Origin of the sequence: Dehalobacterium formicoaceticum, assembly GCF_002224645.1 — a bacterium.
Classification (GTDB): domain Bacteria; phylum Bacillota; class Dehalobacteriia; order Dehalobacteriales; family Dehalobacteriaceae; genus Dehalobacterium; species Dehalobacterium formicoaceticum.
The window spans coordinates 2588355-2607992 of sequence record NZ_CP022121.1 but is presented as its reverse complement, the minus strand read 5'-3'; the positions used below and the strand labels follow the sequence as shown (position 1 = coordinate 2607992).

Here is a 19638-nt window from a genome sequence, read left to right as displayed (position 1 = left end):
TACTGTGGTTATTTGCAGCAAATTTTTTTTATTCTTTTAATTAAAAAGAACCTTCATCACTGTATGCTACTTTTACATTCGCCTTATATTCCATTAAGCGACCTGAAGACACCCCTGCCGTCAAATTATAAACCTCTACCCCGGTGATATTAGGGATGGTTTTGGAAGCTTGTCTGACGGCTTGCTTCACGGCATCATTCCAATTGTCATTTGACTCCCCGATTAACTCGATTACTTTAACTTGCATAGTGAACCTCCTGTTAGATAAATGTTTATACTTTTATCTTGTCCACCCCATTTTTTGCTTATACATGGAAAGCAGAAAGAGAGAGTGGAAAGGGGGGAAATGGAAAGCTAATAGAAAAGTATGATCGATAAAGAAAACTAGGCTTCTGCCAAGCCGAAGGCTGAGCGAAAGCCTGAAAGTATAAAAAAAGAAGCCCGAACCGAGAGATTGATCAATCACCCGGCCGGACATCTGTTGATAATAATTCAATTAGATTTTCTTTTATTCTTTATCTTCCCTGTCTTCCTGATCTTCATTACCTTCACTTAACAATAGTTTAATTTCCTTTAAAGCCTGACGCTCCAGGCGGGACACCTGCACCTGAGAGATCCCTAATTTTTTTGCTACCTCAACTTGAGTTTGATCTTGAAAAAAACGCATCAGAATTACTTCCTTAAGTCTTAAGGGGAGCTGTCCCAAAACATCTTTTAACATCAGATTATCGAACATTTTGCTATCTGAATTGCTTTCAGAAGTTAATTGATCAAGGAGATAAATTGGATCCCCATCGTTTTGAAAAACAGTTTCATGAATAGATGAAGGCACTTGAATGGCTTCTAATGAAGTTACGATTTCTTCTTTGGAGACTGCTAATTCCTCTGCCAGTTCTCCGATGGTAGGCTCCCGGCCTAATTTGTTTGTTAAGCTTTCTTTGCAGCGATAAATGCGCACAGCCAATTCTTTATATGAGCGACTGACCTTAACCGGGCTGTCGTCTCTCATAAAACGGCGAATTTCTCCCATAATCATGGGTACGGCATAGGTGGAAAACTTGACATCAAAGGATGGATCAAACTTATCAATGGCCTTCATCAAGCCAATTGTGCCAATTTGAAATAAATCCTCCAATTCGTAACCTCTGTTTTTGAACCTTTGTACCATATTAAATACAAGTCTTAAATTGCAATTGATCAATCTTTCCCGGGCTGCTTCGTCTCCTTGTCTGGTTTTCTGCAGTAGTATTTTTGTTTCCGTTTCAGACAACAGAGGAAAGCGCGGGAGATTCATCTCCGACAACCTCTGTATCATTTTACCACCTAACTTTCTTGCTGATGAACCAGATTTTTCACCATAGTGACGGTTGTGCCTTGATTCAGTTTTGACTTCACGTCCATCTTGTCCATAAAGGATTGAATAAAAACAAAGCCCAATCCCATGCGGTCATCCTCTGTAGAATAGGATGGTTGTAAGGCTAATTGAACATCGGCGATCCCAACCCCATAATCAGTAACGCGAATAATCAGCTTTTCATCAAAACATAAGATCTCCATCTCCACATTTTTGTCCGGATCATTCAAATAACCGTGGATCATGGCATTAGACACCGCTTCTGATACAGCGACTTTTAATTCATCCAATTCACTAATGGTTAAATCAAATTGAGCTCCGATGGATGCGACCAGCACTCTGGCCAAAGAAACATTTTCCGGAATGCTTTTAAATTGGATCAGCACACTATTTTTTGGTTTCTCCATTATGTTTTCCTCCTTAAAAACTGGTTCCATGACTTTTTTTACTCCCTTGGGGACTAATTTTCATAATACGTCCGAAACCGGACAGCTCTAATATTTTTTCGATCTGATCATTCACACCACAGATTTGAACTGTACCTCCTATTTCCGTAAGTCGTTTATACCTTCCTAAAATCACGCCTAAACCTGAACTGTCAATAAAACTCACTTCTGTAAAATCCAGAATCAGGTGACGTGCCTGCTTTTTATCCAGATTCTGGTCTAAGTCTTGTCTCAGATCCGCTGCCACCGATAGGTCAATTTCACCATGAATCTTTACATAAAGCCTGTCCCTTTCACTTTTAAAATCCAACTTCACAACGAGCCCCTCCATTAATCATTTTAACCGATGATTCTTCCTATTAATTGTGCTGCATCTTTTTTTCCGATTATTTTATCAGATCATTACTATTATTTCTATTTTTTAACAGTACTATCCTGCAAAGAAAGAACACTAATCCTGTCATTATCTGTCTTTTAAAGTAAAATGTATGGGCTCGGGTGAAGCATAGAAGGTAATCACCATAATACAGCGAATTATTATTTATTATTTAAGCATGATCAATCACAGTTCATGGTTGCACAAACAAAGGATATTTGCAATAAAGGGAGGGATTTTTATGGCAAAAAAAATCACCGTGATTATGGGCAGTCCCCATAAGGGTAGAACTTTAAATGTGGTTAACCGTTTTGAACTGGAGATAAAGAAGCTGGGGGAGGTAGATTTCGAATATATTTTTCTAAATATTGCGGATTTGAAGGAATGCCGGGGCTGCGGTGCTTGTCTGGAGAAAGGTGAAGAGCACTGTCCTCTGAAGGACGATAGAGGCGAAATTTTTAATACCATGATGCATAGTGACGGTGTAATTTTTGCTACTCCGGTATATTCCCTCCAAGTAACCGCGCAACTAAAGAAACTTCTGGATCGTTTGGCTTACATTTTTCATCGTCCCTGTTTCTTTCATAAATCTTTTTTACCCATTGTCACCCAAGGTGTTTACGGAGCTAAAGATGTATTAAAGTATCTTGATGAGGTAGCCCGTTTTTGGGGTTTCAAAACCTGCCCTGGTCTTGGTCTGACCGTAGCTTGGGAAAATCCTCTCCCCTCAGAGGAAGAAAAAATTAATCATGAAATCAACAATGCCGCGGAAAGATTCTTTCGGCAGCTTAACAACGAAGCAGACCCCATACCTGGTTTAAAAGAAGTTGCTATTTTCCGGTCAGTCAGGGCCTTCCATTCCACCAATGGAGGGATGGCGCCGGATCACCGTTATTATCAGGAGCATGGCTGGCTGGATTCAGAATATTATTACCCTGTTAAGCTTAGCTGGTACAAGAAATTGCTGGGTAATTGGGCCGAAAAGCAAGCATTAAAACAAGCAGAGAAGACGAATAAGGAAAAGGAAGCATTGCGGTTGTAACAAAACAACAGGACGCTTCTTAGCGTCCTTCTGTCTCCTTGCTTTTTACTTTTCCAAGAGTTCAATTAATTTTTCCTTGATAAATTCCGTCAATTCCTGTTCTCCAATATATGCTTTATCTTCCACGGGCTTTACTTTAAAAAAATTAATAATCAATTTATTTTCCTTGATAGAGTAATCATCAAAATGCAATGGGGCGAAAATTACTTCCAGTTGATCAAAGTTTTTACTTTCTGCTAGCTCCTGAATATTTTCCCCAAGATCATCTAAATTTAATTTTTTTAAAGGCTGTATCATCGCATCTGTATAACCCAAATCTTCCATCATCCAAAGATTATTGTTCCAAAAACGAGCCTCTTTCTTGGTGCGGCTGGTAAAGCGTTCCCTGTTTTTGATAGCACTTAAAGTACGCCGCACTGATTCACTGTCAAATTCCTCATCATAGGCGTTTGTTAATCCCGGCATCTCCCCAATGTCATAAATGAATTTTTCCGTAACCTTTTCTTTATCTTTCAAGGCATTCCAATAATAAAGCATTGCTTCAATAACCTCTAAATTTTTTGTGATTTTTGTATTCATATATTCCCTTCTTTCGATGAGATAAATATTTTTTGCCTGATCGACTTATGAAAAAAATTCGTCAGTTAACTGAAAAATCCTGTTTTAAATTAAAATTTCTTCAAAAAATATTTTTCACACTTATACTTTCCACGTCAATATTAAATTAATCATCGAAAAGAGTTTTTTTTTACATTTCTAAATCAATGAAAATTTCCTCCTGTTTTGGCGATAATTGTACTATTCCTTCATAGCTGCAATCATCCGCAATGTTTACGACATGTATCCCATCCGAAGGGGCAACGGGTTTATTTAAGTTTGTTTGTTGATTTTGTTTTTGTTTTTCCAGGTTAAATAGTTTGGATATCCTTTCTTCTTCCTTTTCTTTTTGGTTATTAATAAGCTCCAGGTTACTTTGTAAATTTGATAGTTTTTCTTTTAAATCATGGTTGCTATGATTTTGCAATCTTAAATATAGAACTAAACCAAGCACCCCAATTAAAAGAAACGCCGCAGTAAAATACACGCTGACATCGAACATATGAATCCCCCCAATTTTGTATTATAATGTTAACCACTACTCCTTTTAAGAATACGACTTGATAATTATTGCAAGTAAGACGTTTTCTTTAAGGACTTAGAGAGAGCCTGTACTAAAACACGGTACAGACTCTCGATTGTTACTTATATTTTTCTCTCGTTTAGGGGAGGAAGGTGCATAGCGGGTCTGGGGAATAATGTGCAATTACTTTAATAATCAGATTCCTCGGAGCACAAGGATCGCCCGGGATGGCAAAGCAGATACCTGTTACTTCATTAACCGAGCAGCCTGTGGGTGTTGGATTTGAAGTGAATTCTACTACCTTGTAGCCTAAGATGGTTCCAAAATTTGGATTGGCCACTCCGCCGATAGTAGGATCATTGTCACAAACTACCACTGCCATGATGACTTTCTTATTATTACATACGCGAATTCTAATTCTGGGTTTAATAATTCTGCCCGCGCATCTTAATTCAAAAGATCCAGTGGATGGAACTATGGGATCTTCAAACAAAGCACAAGCTCCAATACTTAAATTTCGACTATCTGCACAACAATCAACCGGGGGATCAGCACAACAAATTTCCTCCTCAACCATGGTTTCAGTTTGGTTTAACTCTTTTGTCATAATAAAAAATCCTCCTTAAATTTTTTAAAAAAATAGTGATCACGTAAAGCTAATACCTAAATATGAATCCCTCCCCCCTTGTCCCTTTATATCATCAATATATTCCGGCTGCTTTATAAAGGTGCTTGTCCATTTCAAAATATTGTCGAAATAACACACGCTAAGCAGAAAAATCATCTCAAAAAATCAATCAAAAAGGGAACCTCTCAGGTTCCCTTTTTGATGATCTTTGCATCGTGGTCTATTCTATTTTTGTGCCAGCATTGCTAGCGCCAAAGATTCATATTCTTTGATGATGGGACTATCGGGATAAATCTCACATACAGTCTTAAATCGACTCCACCAGACTGCTCTTGGATGGAAAACCCATCAAGACCGTATTAGAAACTATGGAAGAAAAAGAAGATAAAATCACCCTTTCGGACATTGTTCACGTAGGATTTAAAGGGGTTTTTGTGTTGAATCCGGGGGGCCGACTCCGGGATTGGGCTGCGCAGGACGTGGTGTAGCGACGGCTCTGGAACAATTAGAGGAATTAAAGGCTTATCAAGTTTATCAACCGGATCTGGTGATCTATGATGTGCTGGGGGATGTTGTCTGCGGGGGATTTACGATGCCTATCCGTAAGGGATATGCCGAAGAGGTTTATATGGTGACCTCCGCAGAAATGATGGCCTTATTTGCTCAAAATTACCCTGAACCATTTCTCTTTCGCTGAGGGTTAAATAAATCTTCTGCCGTGACACGATACAGGGCTTCCCCAAGAGGAATAAATTCCACCTCCATTTTGGGATGCCACCGTTTAAATAACAAGCTGCATCATTTCTTTACGTGTGATGATATTTTCGATAATATTTTTAATGCTCTTCGCCTCCTTTTTTAAGCGTTACTTGGCGGGATGGGATATTTCCCCACCAGAAAGGAACCAAAAAAACCGATGATGGTCAGAGAGATAAGTATTGAGATCTTTAGCGCAAAATAATCCTTTTTCATGTCAACTTAAATCTCCTTGGGTTCGTACTGAATGCTTGTACAAAATTTTACTGTTCAATATGATTAATCAAATTCCAAGACTCCTACTTCTATAAGTGGGAGCTCCTATTTTCACTTCAGGTGGGGTAGATTCCCCATCTGAAGCCCGATGTTCAGCTTAAGCTGAACGAGTTCATATCTCGCAGATTAAAAGGGTTCCCCTGCGTCCTATATGTCAGCGGCAGATACGCTCGTTAACGTTCCAAAGGGTCCACCCATACCAGCACTCGCTGTTAAAAGATACCTCACCATTTTGATCGGCTTTTTGCTCCAGAAAGCGCAGAATACGTTCCGCATTTTCATCCTTTCCTTCTTCATCCAGTAAAAGGCCGGCAATGTTTTGCGCAAAAGACAGATCGACGTAGCGATTTTCATCACGGTATTCTTTAAAATAATGAATATAGGGCTGGTAGCCCCTAAACCACAACACATCAAACAATTTCTTAAACCAATTTGAATGGGAGGTTTTTTCCCGAAAGGGCGGTCGCTGGAATAGCTCCGTCATAATCTGATCATAAAGTTCATTACGGAAATAGATAAAACAACTGTTGAAACACCAAGCCCGGCAAATGGCAATCATATTATCCAGACCGCTTTTGCCTCGAATAGCCGGTGTGATGGAGGTAAAAACCAGATCAAATTGGTTCTGCCAGCCGAGACCTGCCACTGCCACATCCAGTGCGGTAAAGTCACCGGTATAAAATTCTGTATTTAAAAGTCCCATTTCTTTAGCATAGGCGTTTCCTAATTCTGTCATGCGCGGCGAGATGTCCACGCCTAAAACATAACGGCTTTTCTTAGCAAATTCAGCGGCAAAACGGCCCACACCGCAGCCGATATCCGCCACGTTCCCATCTCCCTGAAACAGGCCGAACTGCTCAAGCCAAGTTATTGAAGCCAAGATGCGTTCCTCGTTTCGTTTGCGCTTCACTTCGTTGCAGCGCAAGCCTTCTTCCCATTCATTCGCCCGCAGATCCCAAAGCCGCTTTCGATTTGCCTTGCGGGTATCATCCGTTTTATCCCATTCATGTTCAGCCTTTGCTAATTCCACTTTCGTCATGATCATTCTCCCTTTATTTTAAGTAATCGGTTTGATGACCCTTTTTGGGCTGATTTTTATTATAATTGGATGAATTCATCTATGCAATTAAATCTGAAAATCGTTGTGTCTTGACAATATAGCAGGATATCAAGAATACTTGATTTTAAAAGCGTTATTCCCACGTAAGTATATCGGGATATCTAAATGATGTCAATATCATAATTCTATCAGGCACGAACCGCCCCCATTACTTTTCTGCCTCTATTTTGACATGCACCCTTGTTTTAACTTGACTTCCTATTCTTAATTAATTTATAATTCAATTGATTATTGTTGAATAATCAGAATAATCAGGGAGGTGATTTACATGAAAATCAGCGCAAGAAATCAGATTAAAGGTAAGATCACTCAGATTAAAGAAGGCGCCGTCAATTCAATTGTCATCCTTGATATCGGCGGTGGCAACAAAATTAGCGCGACAATCTCAATGGACGCTGTTTCGGAACTTGGTCTAAAGGTTGGTTCAGATGCTTACGCCATAATCAAAGCAACTTCGGTTATGGTAGGAATCGATGACTGATACCTTTCTGCGAAATCAATAGAGGCCTGGTTTTTTTAACCAGGCCTTTTGCCATCTCATAAAAAATTGATCTTATGCCCATCACAGCTTTGTCTTTTCTATTTTTGAGCTAGTGTCACCTGGCGCAGCATTTTCGTTATTTGTCTGCCCAAACCTCCCCGCCCTACATCTTGATTGGCGACCAAATCTATTTTATCAATTTCTTTGCCATCGCGGATCAAGGTAAGCTCACCCAGTTTATCCCCTTTTTTGATCGGTGCTGTGATGTATTTCGTAGCGGTAGCTTTTGAAGAAAGATTGGCTTTCTCCCCCTTCTTTTGGACAATCCCCACTTTGTTCGCTGTCACCAACCCAACCTGATCCACTTCTCCTTTGCCAATGGGAAGGGTGATCAATTCTTTCCCGGCAGGATACATCTCCAAAAATTCGAATTGATTAAAGCCGTAATTAAGTAATTTCATGGACTCCGTAAAATGGCCGTTGGTCTTTCCTACACCTAAAACCACGCCCACCAGACGCAGGTTGTTTTTTTCCGCCGTACTGACCAAATTTCTTTTTGCCAGCGCAGTGGTACCGGTTTTTAACCCGTCACAGCCTTCATACCATTTCAGCAGACGATTGGTGTTCCATAGTTTTAACGGTTTTGGTTCAGGGCGAAAATCATATTCATAAATAGAAGTATATTCCAGCATTTTGGGCACTTTCAGGGCGTAGACACCCAGTTTTGCCATATCCTCAGCTGTGGTATAATGGTTGTCGTCATGGAGACCATGACTGTTGACAAAATTGGTATTTTTCATGCCTAAGGCTTTGGCTTTATCGTTCATCATTTTGACAAAACCTTCATTACTGCCGCCTAAATATTCTGCCACTGCCGTACTGGCATCATTTCCTGACCCTACCGCAATAGCGATTAACATTTCATGCAGGGTTCTCGTTTCTCCGGGATATAAATAAACCTGTGAGCCTCCCATACCGGCGGCATATTCGCTGGTGGTTACGGGATCTTCCAAACTGGCTCTGCCCTCTGCCACTGCCTCCAAAGCCAAAACTAGGGTCATAATTTTTGTGGTACTGGCGGGAAACCATTTTTTATCTGCATTATGGCTATATAGAACCTGTCCGGAGATTCCATCCACCAAAATGCAGGCTTCACCCTCAATATTTAACTCATTGGCGGCCAGGGAAGGGGCGGGCAGCAAGGTTAAAATCAAACATATTGTCAGTACATAATAAGCCATCTTTTTCCACATCATCTATTCCTCCTTCTAGGTTGTCTGCCTTATTAAATCTTATGAAGAAAGAGGACCGGTTATACATAAAAAATATCTTTGGCAAAGATTTTTGAGTCATAGATGATTTGGCTTAGATGATCACCAGATCGTCAATCAAGGATGGAATGGCTTTTGCTTCCTGCTGCAAGGTTAGACTTTTCTTCAGGAAATCCCTTCCCTCGTCAATTTGCTCTTCATTATTGCCGTGGAGCATGGCGATGGTTTCCCCTTTTCTGATCCGGTCTCCTGTTTTTTTATAAAAGATAATGCCTGCTGCGGGATCAATTAAATCCTCTTTTTTGCTGCGCCCTGCGCCCAGCTTCATCGCCGCCAGCCCGATCCCTTCCGTATCCATGGAGCCAAGATAGCCATCCTGATCTGCTAACAAGGAATAACGGAACTTTCCTTCCGGAAACAAACTCTCATCATAGATCACCTGGGGATTACCATGCTGCGCGGCAATAAGTTCCCGGAATTTTTCCAATGCTGAGCCGTCATCCAAATGCTTTTCCGCCTGAACCCGGCCTTTTGCTGCATCAGAGACCTTTCCCGCCAGCCAAAGGGTAATACCGGTCAGATAAACACTGAGCTCCCTTAAATCCTGAGGCCCTTCGCCCTGGAGAACATGGATCGCTTCTTTGACCTCCAGAGCGTTCCCTACGGCATAACCCAGAGGAGTTTCCATACCCGTTAGTATCGCGGCCATCTTTTTGCCCTTTTTTTTGCCGATATCCACCATCATGCGCGCCAAATTTTCTGCTTCTGGCCGCGTTTTCATAAAGGCGCCGGAGCCGAATTTAACATCCAGCACAATGATATCTGCGCCTGCCGCCAACTTTTTTGACATCACGCTGGCGGCGATTAAGGGCACAGAATCTACAGTAGCCGTGACATCTCTTAAGGCATAGATCTTTTTATCCGCCGGTACCAGATTTCTGGTTTGACCCACGATGGCCACCCCAATGTTTTCCACCTGCTTCATAAACTCCTCCGGGGATAGATCCACCTGAAAACCGGGAATGGATTCCAGCTTGTCCAGAGTGCCACCCGTATGACCCAGTCCCCGCCCGGACATTTTTGCAACTGTAATACCCATGGAGGCTAAGAGGGGCGCTAAGACCAAGGTCGTTTTATCACCCACACCCCCTGTGCTGTGTTTGTCTCCCTTGATACCCGGTACCCGGCTTAAATCAATGGTTTCTCCGGAATCGATCATGGAGGAGGTCAAAGATGAGGTTTCGTCTATGGACAAACCCTGAAAATAAATCGCCATTAACAAGGCGGCAGCTTGATAATCGGAGATATTTCCCTCGGCAAATCCCTGAACCCAAAATGCCATTTCCTCTTGGGTTAAGACGATGCCATGTTTCTTTTTGTTGATAATATCATACATTCTCATCTGTCACACCCACTTAATCTTGTTGATCCCACTCGGGAACCATGCTGATACCATGCTGCAGTTTTCCTGATTCAAGATAATCTACAATCGTGGCTCCCAGATCAGCAAAGGTTTCCCTGGTGCCTAAATTTATTCCTCCCGGAACATTTTTGCCATAAATCAACAAAGGCACATATTCCCGGGAATGATCGGTACTGCCGGTTGTAGGATCCGTGCCGTGATCTGCCGTAATGATCAAGAGATCCTTTTCTCTCAGCTTGCTCAGGAAGCGGGGCACAAATTGGTCAAATTCCTCCAAAGCATGGGCATAACCCTCCGCATCGTTGCGATGACCGAAAAGCATATCAAAGTCCACTAGATTTGTGAACACCAGCCCCTGGTCCGCTTGCTCCATGGCGTCTAAGGTCGCCGCCATGCCTTCCCGGTTATTTGTGGCTTTGATGGTTTTAGTAAGTCCCTGGCCGGCAAAAACATCCTTGATCTTTCCTACACCGATCACTTCCTGTCCGGCAGCCTTGATCAGATCCAGCATTGTTTCGCCTGTGGGCAGGAGTGAATAATCATGGCGTCCGGCGGTACGGTAAAAGGCACCGGAGGGACCGTCAAAAGGCCGGGCAATGACACGACCTACCGCATGTTCCCCAACTAAAATTTTCCGGGCGATGGTACACATTTCATATAATTTTTCCAGAGGAATAATTTTCTCATGGGCGGCAATCTGAAATACGCTGTCGGCGGAAGTATAGACAATGGGATATCCCGTTTCCAGATGCCGGTCCCCAAGTTCCTTGATAATTTCTGTGCCGGAGGCGGCAATATTGCCCAGTACCTTCCTGCCGATGGCCTGCTCAAACTGGGTGATGACAGAGGGAGGAAATCCCTTGGGATAGGTGGGAAAGGCTTGGCTCAGAATAATCCCGGACATCTCCCAATGGCCTGTGGTGGTGTCTTTACCGGGGGATTTTTCCGCCATGCGGCCAAATGCAGCCTTCGGTTTTGCTTCCGGCAGCACACCGGCAATATCATGAATGTTACCTAAGCCAAACTGACCCAAGTGAGGCAGATGCAATCCCCCTACCTGCCGTGCCAAATTACCTAAGGTATCGCTGCCCTCATCTCCATAAAGATGTGCATCCGGCAAAGCACCGATTCCGGCACTGTCCAGTACGATTAAAATGACTCTTTTCCCCATGGTGCTTACCTCCTTCATTTTAATTCACTTTGCTCTGGGATGGCAATGGTCATAAACCTCTTTTAGATGTGACTTCGTAAGATGAGTATAGATCTGAGTGGTGGAAATATCAGCATGTCCCAATATTTCTTGCACGGTTCTCAGATCAGCCCCATTTTCCAACATGTGGGTGGCAATGGAATGCCTGAAGGTATGGGGTGTAATGGGGGTGCTGATCTGAGCCTCCGTGACATAAGCTTTGAGTATTTTCCAAAAACCTTGACGGGTCAGTCTCCGCCCATGCTGATTGACAAATAATGCTTTTTCTGCTGATTTCAAAGTTAATTTAACACGGGATCCTTTTAAATATTCTTCTAAAGCTTGGATCGCGAAAGACCCCAAGGGTACAATTCTTTCTTTTGAACCTTTGCCCAGACAACGCAGGAAGCCCATCTCCAGGTTGATATCCTGGAGATCCAAATTGATCAGCTCCGAAACCCGTAAACCGGTGGCGTAGATTACTTCCAACATGGCTTTGTCTCTGGATCCTAACAGTGTTCCTGTCTGGGGTTGGCTTAACAGCCGCTCCACTTCCGCTATCGACAGAACCTGGGGCAGGGTGCCAGCCAGCTTAGGGACCTCCAGATGACTGGTGGGATCCAGATCGATGATTTTTTCCCGCAATAAAAAATGGAAAAAAGATTTGAGACATGCACAGCGCCGCGCCAAAGTAGCTGGAGATTTTTTCTCATTTTGTAATTTCATTAGATAAGCAATAATATGATGACGTGTGATCTCTTTCATTTCCGTCAACGATTTTTCATTGAGAAAATCAAGAAATGATTTTAAATCTAATTGGTAACCTTTTACTGTATTATCTGCCAATCCCTTCTCTACGGCCAAATAATATAAGAAGTTGTCTATCAATGTTTTCATGGCACTAAACCTCGTAAAAACTTCTTTGATCTTCTATTACCAGGAAGAAAGCCATCAAACTGGGAATACTTACCTGACAACAAAGACGGAGCAGAGAGCATGAGTCACTACTTTAGAACTGACACTTCCCAACATAAAACGCGTCACACCTGAGTTCCCCCGGGTTCCCATGACAATCAAATCAATGCCCAGATCTTCTGCCTTTTGGCAAATAATATCTGCCGGATTGCCCACTTCGACGATTGCTTGAACAGGAATATTGCGCTCGTTAAAGATCCGGGCTGTTTGTGAGACAATCTTAGCAGCCTGCTCTCTCATCCGTTGGATAAATTTCTCAGAATCCTTTAATTTAATGGCTGTTGCCAATTCAGTATATGCCACATCTTCGTGCAAATATTGGGCCACGCTGATAATCATAACCTCGGCTTTGCTTTTCTCAGCTATTGTCAGTGCGTAATCTGCTGCTCTCATGGAATACTCAGAACCGTCTGTTGCTACTAAAATTTTTTGATACATATGTGATACCTCCAATTGATTTGCTTATATTATTGTTATTGAGAAAGTATAATTATTAAGGATCCGCCTCAGACTTCGGCTTAGCTTAAGCCAGGTTTTCTTATATTTAACCTGGGATACTATTGTAATATTTCTACATATCAGACTGTTAATCCTTCTCTCGAAGCAAGAAAAAGACATTTGAGCTATTTAAAGCTGTTGACAATATGTGACCACAGGGACATTTCCTCACTTTCTGTTTCGATTTGTTCCACCCGCATGGGTTCCTGAGGCAATTTTTCCTCCTCAGCAAAACGTTCCAAAGATCCGGCATCAGAAAGCATCCCATACAAATTTGGGACAATTAATCCTAATAATATCGCCACCAAAGCAATTTTCATCAGTAAAAGACCTTTTTCTCTGGCATGGGTAATGGTTATCAGAATCATAATCCTCTGCCTCCTTAATAATTTCTGCACCTATTATACTTATTACACCAATTGCACATTTTATACCAATTTATATCAATTTACATCAATGGTACCTTGAGCAGACTTTACCTTGATGTAAAATAAAACACTGCCTTCACCAAAGAGGGTGAGATATATCCTTGAATAAGTGCGGAAAGCACGGCAAATAAACCAAGGACCAGGAAAGAAAAGGTATAACTAAGCAATCTTTTGGAGAGATTCAGAGTTCTTCCGGCAAATTTCCCTCTGATAACAAATAAGGAAAATGAAATCGAGGTTACCGCCGCGATTAATATAACCGGAACCAGAATAAGATTTTGCGGCACCACCGTTAATAAAACAACCCAGATCCCCTGCATTGCTTTTTCCTGAATTAAAAATCCGGTGGTAAAACCTAAAACAAAACCGCGGGAAAAAGTAATCACCATGGTCAAAGGGATGCCAATGACCGTTAAGCCCAAAAACCAAATGTAAAACAAAGTCTTAAGATTCAAGATTAAAGCATATTTTGTTTCAGACGGGGCATCAACGGCAGCAGTCGGTAAATTATTGATAAAGCCATCCACATATCCCACTAAATCCTGTGCCTGCTGATCATTTAAGTTATTTGCCCCCATCATACCAAAAAAAATTCCGATGGCAAAAATAACAGGAATGATCAAATAAATAATAAAATTATCCTGGAAGCTATTAATGATTAAATTGCGTAATCTCCCCGCCACAATGATGATGCCCTCCCATCATTTTTTACAGATATTTATGTATTTTTCTCTGAATTATGAATAAAAGTTTCCCTGCAAGATGTCATGACCATGCTCGATGTAGGATTCAAAATATTGGGCAATAAAATTTGCCGCCAATATGTCTTCCAAAGAGTTGGAACTGGCCGCGACAACACTGATGCCCTGATGATTCCCCCCGGCTTGTGATAGTGCTCTGATGACACCATCATGAACTGAGGCAAGACCTTTTTTTCTTAAGCTGCGGGCCACGGTAGCGGTGGTGACGGTGGCGCCAACATTAAATGCCGCATCATAGGCAACACCGCCGCTGTCTGTCACCGCAAGCACCACTTTATTTTTGAAGTCAGCCAGTTTCACCGTCTCTGCCCCCAAATTGGGCAGTACAGTGATGTGATTAATGCCTGCTCTTCTGATCCCGGCAATAGCACGGGAAGCATGTTCTCTTCTTTCTCTTTCGGTGCCGACCCGGGGCTCGGTCACTAAAATCAGATCACTGTGATATTGCCGGGCAAAGCGGCCGGCATGAAACCCGACGGCCTCCGGATTAACAGAAACAGGCGCCCTGGTCGTGTCGGGACTAGCCCCAAACACACCTAAAGCACCTGCATCAAGTGACGCCTCCAAGGTTGTGGACATGTTGATGACATCAACAATCACCACAATATTCCCTTTCATCGCTCCAAAAAAGGCTCCGCTGGCATCTTGCAAAACTTCTACCTGGGTAATGGTCAAAGATGACCCTCCTGTTTCAACGTTAGGATTCCAATGATTGTTTTGGCATCCACAATTTCCCCTTGGGTAATCATATGCATGGCTTCTTCCAAAGAGACCTCCAATTTTTCGATCAGCTCATCATCATCACATGCCAGAGGGGCATGCTTCAAATTACGAGCCACATACAAATACAAAAGCTCATCAGAAAAACCGGGCGTCGTATAATAAGAAAATTTCAAATCCAGGTCACCGGAAAAGCCAATTTCCTCCCGGAGTTCTCTTTGGGCACAATCTTCCGGACGTTCTCCCTGATCCAGTTTACCGGCGGGGATTTCAATGGTTTCCTGTTCCACCGGTTTTCGATATTGCTTGACTAAAATAATATTTCCTTCCTCCGTGACAGGAACAATAGATACGGCACCGGCATGCTCCACAATTTCCCGCACAGATGTTTTACCATTGGGAAGCTGTACCTGATCTTTACGTAAAGAAAGGATTTTCCCCTGATATATGTAAGTTGATTCCAGGGTCTGTTCATATTTATCCATCATGTTATTCCTCCTTTTGTCTGACAAGTATATTTATCCTATTTTCCCATATAATTAAGAGAAACTCAAACCAAAAGAGCAAATCAGAAAACCCCAATTGAAGAATGGTTTAAGATGAGGAGGAATTTTATGACCTTGGTAATCATGAAGAATCAAATGATTTTCACCGGGCAGGTAAAAGAATTGCTCTGTCACTTGCAGCTCTGGCAGCAGGAATATCAAACCTTAAAAGAGTTATTACATGGTAGCTTGCATTAAGATCCTTGCCTTAAGATGCTTACCTGAAAGAAATCCTTAATTGAATCCTTTTCCTTCGGCGATCTTGGCAGCATAAATGCCGCCGGCGCAGATGCCCAAAAAGTAGGCTTGATCTTCCGAAAGTCCTCTGCCCATGGTTTGAAAAGAATAAGAGGTTTCCTGTAAATGCTCCCAGCCCATTTTTCCATGCTCCCAAATCACACTATGTTTTTCTTCAATTTTGTATGCTTCGATTTGCTGCTTAATCATTTTTTCCTGTTCCTCGGGTAAGTGAGGCAGCACTACGAGGGCCGGCGACAAAGTTACCTGAGAGAGAATGGTCAGGGACTGGTGGCTGATACCCTGATGGCGCAAACGTGGATCTAAAAAACTGATCCGGGGACAAAAAATCGGCCGACCGCCCAAAATATTGACGGCATTCACCCCTTCCCCTAATTGGATGGCACTAAAACCCCATTTTGTCCCGGTACCCACATGTCCGGGACCCAACCCCATTAAGACGGCATCTGCTCCGGCAATTTCTTTGGCCGCAATGAGAGCGGAATAAATATTGACCGCTTCATAATCTCCCCCAAAGGTATGTCCGCTGGTCAGCACAGTTTTAATCCAACCCTCCTCCTTTAAGCGGGCTAAAGTATGACTGAAGGCTGCCGGCAAGGCGCCGCCGTCGGTCATAATATAAGCCAGGCGGGCTTGGGGCTGGATCAGCTTATAGGATAGGACCAAAGGAGCTAAGGCACTGTGCAGGGAAAAGATCATCACCGGCAAACCTTCCAGGGAGTGAAAATTGTTAAATACCTCCTGAAAACCCGCCGCTTCCTCTTCCACACTGAGGACCTTTATTTGTTGAGGTGTGTAGTTGAGTTTCATAATGTGACCTTTGCCCGCAAGCGAGGTCAGGGGATGGGACAGGTTGGTCTCAACAAAATGATAACCCCCGGTTCCCAAACCAAGCTTGACACCGGTGGTATTTAATAAGACCCGGTCTCCCAAATCGATCTTTCCGGTCAGATCCTCATAATTAATCGCTTTTTCCAGGCGCCCCTCCAAAGCAACCTCAATTTCTGAAAATCCTTCCCTTTGCATAAGGATATTTTTCACCTTGCCAATTTTGGATTCAATTCTTTCCATTTGCTTTAATCTCTCCTTCCCAAGCGATCCAGCTGATCAAGCATTTTGTTGTTTTTGATAATCTCTGAAAAGGAAATTTTTTCAGAAACTCCGTGCAGGAGCACAAGAAGAACAAGTGTCACCACCCGCAAACTTAGACTTCCTGCGGCCACCAGGGTGAGTCCCAAGGCCAGACCCAGCACATTGGATCCGGCATCACCCATCATCCCTTGGCCCTGAAAATCATAAATGGCATAAGCACCTACTGCGCCTAATAAAGGAAGCAGCAAAATATTCACAGTATCCGAAGGAAGAAAAACCATGATCAAAAGGGAACCCAACAAAAAAACTTTAATGCTGCGCCCCGGACAGACATCCAAAAGGTTGAAGAAATTTGCCATCAGGGCGATGAGGAGCGTATTAATGATCAAATCATACCAGGAATTACTGAAGACAAGGGATGCCAGAGCAGCTGTGATCCCGCAAAGGGCCACCTTCCAAATCCCGGTGGTCCATTTTTTTTGATGCAACAGATAAGAAAAGTGTCCGGAAAATCCTTTGCTCTCCCCGGTTCCGGCGGCATCATCCACGAAACCTGCGAAAGAAACCAAGGTCACAAATCCCAGGTACATATAAGCTTCCGTCCCATAATCAAAAAATAAAGCTTGCAGGAAAAAGACTGGCGCCAACACGGCAGTAAAAATAATGCCTGCCGCAACAGGGATGGTCCTGCCCCGGATATTCTTTTCCTTGATGCCTCCCCTGCTCAGCATCTCCAAAATCTTGGGCGTAATATAATAAGAAATTGTAAAGGCGATGATAAAAAAGATAATGTTTGCCATCTTATATTCCCTATGATCTTTCTCCTGATTTCTTGATAAGAGTCCGGGAGATATCATAAAACTGCCGGCCCCGGTGTAAAAAACCGCCTAAATTACGCCCTGTATAAGCATGATGCAGATTATCAATCTCTATTTCCTCCCATCGCCAGCCCTGCTTCAGGATATCAATGGCAGCACCTACTTCTACGCCGAAACCCTCCTGAAAGGGTAAAAGGCTTTGGAAAACCTCCCGGGTCATCACCCTTTGCCCGGATAAAGGAGAGACAATATTTTTTCCCGTTAAAGAAAAAATGCCATGCCGGGCCAACCCCTTTACCCATCCAAAACCGCCCTTAATGGGAGGGGGCGGAAATTTTGCGATGGTCACATCGGCTTTTTGATTTAGCACCGGTATTAATAATGGCATAAACATGGCTGCGCTTTCCCCCAGATCTGCATCCAGCAGAACTACGATCTCTCCCTGTACCAAAGGTGCCCCTTGATTCAAGGCATTGCCCTTACCCCTATTTTTTTCCAACCTTAGCACTCGGGCGCCTGCATTTGCCGCTTTTATTTTGGTATCATCCTGGGAGCCGTCATCCACGACGATGATTTCTTTAAAATCAGGAAATGCAGTTTGGACGGATTGGATCGTCTGTTGAATCAAAGCACCGGCATTGTAAGCGGGAATCAGAAGACTTACCTCCATGGTTTCACCTGAATTCTTATAATTTTATATTCCCATTTCCTCTTGCTACATTTTAATCAGAATGCGTAATTTCATATAAAGCAGCCTCAGGAATTGGGAAACCTGCGGTGAGATAAAGCTGTAAATAAAAAAAGGAATCAGGGCAGCGATCACAAGCAGGACAATATAACGAATTTTTAGTTTTTGACGATAAAGCTTGCTCACTCCTTTGGCATCAACTAAAATGGAGCCCACCTTCAGGCGTGTCAAAAAAGTACTGGCCATTCCCTGACGTCCTTTTTCCAAAAAATCAATAACATTGGAGTGACTGCCCACAGCCACAATCAATTCCGTGCCCAATTGATAAGCCAAAAGCATCGCCGCATCTTCACTGGTCCCGGGAGCAGGCAGCACCTTCGCTTTTAAACCTAAGGCGGCGATTCTATCCATGCCCGGTGCCCGGCCGTCCCCATAGGCATGGACAAGAAGTTCCGCCCCGCATTTGAGCGTCGCATCTGAGATGGAATCCATATCTCCAATAATTAAATCAGGCTGATAACCAAAGCTTCTGAGGGCGTCGGCACCCCCATCCACACCGATGAGAATCGGTTTCACCTCGTTGATATAGGGCCGAATCACATTTAAATCTTCCAGATAATTTTTCCCCCGCACCACGATCAGGGTGTGACGGCCGCGGAATTCCATGTTCATTTCCGGCAGAACCAAATCCCGGCCGATCAGGTCCTGTTCTTTGGAGGCATACTCAATAGTATTATGAATAAATTTTCCTAATTGAAGGTTAAAGTGTTCTTCTCCCAGATGTGCTTTTTCCTGGATGACTCTCCTGGATAAGAGTTGACCATGACCCAGACAACGACCTCCGGCAAAGATTTCCCCGCCTTTGATTTCAATTTCCAGGCCATCATCAACCCGGTCAAAAAAATCTCTGCCCACTTGGTCAAGGACAGGAATGCCGGCATCGAGGAGGGCTTCCGGCCCCCGATGGGGGTATTTCCCCGAAATACTGGCGGCGGTATTGATGACTCCTTGCACTTTTGCCGCCACTAAAGCTCGTGCCGCCAGCTCATCAATATCTTCATGGACGATGACTGCAATTTCATGGGGTTCTAGGCTTTTTACAAGCTCTTTTGTTCTTAAACCCCGCCTGATCTTTCCTTTCATGGGCCTTTTCACCAACCAAAATTTTAATTAGTATGTGATTAATAACCAAAATTTATACTGATTGGAAAACCTCGGTCCTTATATAAGAAGAAAAAGAAAACCTCCATATTTCACTTATGATCATAAGTAAAAACAGAGGTTTGTACATAGTAAATGTTCACTTCAGATATAGTTTTTAGATATAAGTTCGGTGGGTTAAGGTTCGTAATGCTTAATAGGTTCATTACTAG

24 protein-coding genes and 1 pseudogene are annotated in these 19638 nt (G+C 42.9%); 4 read left to right on the top strand and 21 right to left on the bottom strand.

Features of this window, described 5'->3' with window-relative positions; translation table 11 throughout:
- Positions 1 to 40 precede the first annotated feature (40 nt).
- The 4 genes from CEQ75_RS12560 to spoIIAA form a co-directional block, all read right to left on the bottom strand.
- Positions 41 to 247: a dodecin family protein gene (locus CEQ75_RS12560; RefSeq protein ID WP_089611118.1), complete on the bottom strand. Its 207-nt coding sequence runs from the start codon at positions 245 to 247 to the stop codon at positions 41 to 43.
- Positions 248 to 508: 261 nt separating this feature from the next.
- Positions 509 to 1315: an RNA polymerase sporulation sigma factor SigF gene (gene sigF, locus CEQ75_RS12555; protein WP_089611116.1), complete on the bottom strand. Its 807-nt coding sequence runs from the start codon at positions 1313 to 1315 to the stop codon at positions 509 to 511.
- An 8-nt stretch (positions 1316 to 1323) separates the two neighbouring features.
- Positions 1324 to 1761, bottom strand: a complete 438-nt coding sequence (gene spoIIAB, locus CEQ75_RS12550) for an anti-sigma F factor (protein WP_089611114.1) — start codon at positions 1759 to 1761, stop codon at positions 1324 to 1326.
- A gap of 13 nt (positions 1762 to 1774) precedes the next feature.
- Entirely contained in the window at positions 1775 to 2116 is a 342-nt protein-coding gene (gene spoIIAA / locus CEQ75_RS12545) for an anti-sigma F factor antagonist (protein ID WP_089611113.1), read from the bottom strand.
- 301 nt (positions 2117 to 2417) lie between these two features.
- On the opposite strand from spoIIAA, the gene CEQ75_RS12540 reads away from it, so the two are divergent.
- A complete protein-coding gene (locus CEQ75_RS12540; RefSeq protein ID WP_157677457.1) occupies positions 2418 to 3218 on the top strand; it encodes a flavodoxin family protein in 801 nt (266 codons plus the stop codon).
- Positions 3219 to 3263: 45 nt separating this feature from the next.
- Here CEQ75_RS12540 and CEQ75_RS12535 read toward each other — a convergent pair whose 3' ends face one another.
- The 3 genes from CEQ75_RS12535 to CEQ75_RS12525 all read right to left on the bottom strand — a co-directional run bounded on the left by CEQ75_RS12535 (position 3264) and on the right by CEQ75_RS12525 (position 4945).
- Complete coding sequence (locus CEQ75_RS12535) at positions 3264 to 3797, bottom strand: TDE2712 family protein (RefSeq protein ID WP_089611109.1); 534 nt, start codon at positions 3795 to 3797, stop codon at positions 3264 to 3266.
- A gap of 169 nt (positions 3798 to 3966) precedes the next feature.
- Positions 3967 to 4317 carry a hypothetical protein gene (locus tag CEQ75_RS12530; protein WP_089611107.1) on the bottom strand — a complete coding sequence of 117 codons (351 nt, stop codon included), beginning with the start codon at positions 4315 to 4317 and terminating at the stop codon, positions 3967 to 3969.
- 160 nt (positions 4318 to 4477) lie between these two features.
- A complete protein-coding gene (locus CEQ75_RS12525) occupies positions 4478 to 4945 on the bottom strand; it encodes a hypothetical protein (RefSeq protein WP_089611106.1) in 468 nt (155 codons plus the stop codon).
- A gap of 389 nt (positions 4946 to 5334) precedes the next feature.
- On the opposite strand from CEQ75_RS12525, the pseudogene CEQ75_RS12520 reads away from it, so the two are divergent.
- Positions 5335 to 5663 (top strand): annotated as a pseudogene (locus CEQ75_RS12520) (hypothetical protein).
- 489 nt (positions 5664 to 6152) lie between these two features.
- On the opposite strand, the gene CEQ75_RS12515 reads toward CEQ75_RS12520, so the two are convergent.
- Positions 6153 to 7037, bottom strand: a complete 885-nt coding sequence (locus CEQ75_RS12515) for a class I SAM-dependent methyltransferase (RefSeq protein ID WP_157677454.1) — start codon at positions 7035 to 7037, stop codon at positions 6153 to 6155.
- Between the two features lie 349 nt (positions 7038 to 7386).
- Here CEQ75_RS12515 and CEQ75_RS12510 point away from each other — a divergent pair, with 349 nt between their 5' ends.
- Entirely contained in the window at positions 7387 to 7599 is a 213-nt protein-coding gene (locus tag CEQ75_RS12510; protein ID WP_089611102.1) for a TOBE domain-containing protein, read from the top strand.
- Positions 7600 to 7697: 98 nt separating this feature from the next.
- Here the strand turns inward: CEQ75_RS12510 and CEQ75_RS12505 are convergent, their stop codons facing one another.
- The 9 genes from CEQ75_RS12505 to CEQ75_RS12465 form a co-directional block, all read right to left on the bottom strand.
- Positions 7698 to 8855 (bottom strand): D-alanyl-D-alanine carboxypeptidase family protein, encoded by a 1158-nt coding sequence (locus CEQ75_RS12505; protein WP_089611100.1) that lies wholly within the window; start codon positions 8853 to 8855, stop codon positions 7698 to 7700.
- Positions 8856 to 8964: 109 nt separating this feature from the next.
- On the bottom strand, positions 8965 to 10272 hold the full coding sequence (locus CEQ75_RS12500; protein WP_089611098.1) for a pyrimidine-nucleoside phosphorylase: 1308 nt from the start codon (positions 10270 to 10272) through the stop codon (positions 8965 to 8967).
- A 13-nt stretch (positions 10273 to 10285) separates the two neighbouring features.
- Positions 10286 to 11464 (bottom strand): phosphopentomutase, encoded by a 1179-nt coding sequence (locus CEQ75_RS12495; protein ID WP_089611096.1) that lies wholly within the window; start codon positions 11462 to 11464, stop codon positions 10286 to 10288.
- 24 nt (positions 11465 to 11488) lie between these two features.
- Positions 11489 to 12379 carry a site-specific tyrosine recombinase XerD gene (gene xerD, locus CEQ75_RS12490; RefSeq protein ID WP_089611094.1) on the bottom strand — a complete coding sequence of 297 codons (891 nt, stop codon included), beginning with the start codon at positions 12377 to 12379 and terminating at the stop codon, positions 11489 to 11491.
- Positions 12380 to 12448: 69 nt separating this feature from the next.
- Entirely contained in the window at positions 12449 to 12895 is a 447-nt protein-coding gene (locus tag CEQ75_RS12485; protein WP_089611093.1) for a universal stress protein, read from the bottom strand.
- Positions 12896 to 13080: 185 nt separating this feature from the next.
- Positions 13081 to 13323 (bottom strand): hypothetical protein, encoded by a 243-nt coding sequence (locus CEQ75_RS12480; RefSeq protein ID WP_089611091.1) that lies wholly within the window; start codon positions 13321 to 13323, stop codon positions 13081 to 13083.
- 107 nt (positions 13324 to 13430) lie between these two features.
- Complete coding sequence (gene spoIIM, locus CEQ75_RS12475; protein WP_157677453.1) at positions 13431 to 14066, bottom strand: stage II sporulation protein M; 636 nt, start codon at positions 14064 to 14066, stop codon at positions 13431 to 13433.
- Between the two features lie 54 nt (positions 14067 to 14120).
- The gene (locus tag CEQ75_RS12470) at positions 14121 to 14819 is read right to left on the bottom strand and encodes a hypothetical protein (protein WP_242965174.1); all 699 of its coding nucleotides are present in this window, start codon (positions 14817 to 14819) and stop codon (positions 14121 to 14123) included.
- Entirely contained in the window at positions 14816 to 15352 is a 537-nt protein-coding gene (locus CEQ75_RS12465; RefSeq protein ID WP_338031965.1) for an NUDIX domain-containing protein, read from the bottom strand. Before CEQ75_RS12465 ends, CEQ75_RS12470 begins: the two co-directional genes overlap by 4 nt.
- A gap of 126 nt (positions 15353 to 15478) precedes the next feature.
- Between CEQ75_RS12465 and CEQ75_RS19230 the strand changes: the two genes are divergently transcribed.
- Positions 15479 to 15607, top strand: a complete 129-nt coding sequence (locus CEQ75_RS19230) for a hypothetical protein (RefSeq protein WP_257913337.1) — start codon at positions 15479 to 15481, stop codon at positions 15605 to 15607.
- A 36-nt stretch (positions 15608 to 15643) separates the two neighbouring features.
- On the opposite strand, the gene CEQ75_RS12460 is transcribed toward CEQ75_RS19230, so the two are convergent.
- The 4 genes from CEQ75_RS12460 to steA are packed head-to-tail and all read right to left on the bottom strand — an operon-like array spanning position 15644 to position 19408.
- Complete coding sequence (locus CEQ75_RS12460; RefSeq protein ID WP_089611087.1) at positions 15644 to 16738, bottom strand: DUF3866 family protein; 1095 nt, start codon at positions 16736 to 16738, stop codon at positions 15644 to 15646.
- A gap of 5 nt (positions 16739 to 16743) precedes the next feature.
- On the bottom strand, positions 16744 to 17559 hold the full coding sequence (locus tag CEQ75_RS12455) for an MraY family glycosyltransferase (RefSeq protein ID WP_157677452.1): 816 nt from the start codon (positions 17557 to 17559) through the stop codon (positions 16744 to 16746).
- A gap of 10 nt (positions 17560 to 17569) precedes the next feature.
- A complete protein-coding gene (locus tag CEQ75_RS12450) occupies positions 17570 to 18247 on the bottom strand; it encodes a glycosyltransferase family 2 protein (RefSeq protein WP_089611083.1) in 678 nt (225 codons plus the stop codon).
- A gap of 45 nt (positions 18248 to 18292) precedes the next feature.
- Positions 18293 to 19408: a putative cytokinetic ring protein SteA gene (gene steA / locus CEQ75_RS12445; protein WP_089611081.1), complete on the bottom strand. Its 1116-nt coding sequence runs from the start codon at positions 19406 to 19408 to the stop codon at positions 18293 to 18295.
- Positions 19409 to 19638 lie beyond the last annotated feature (230 nt).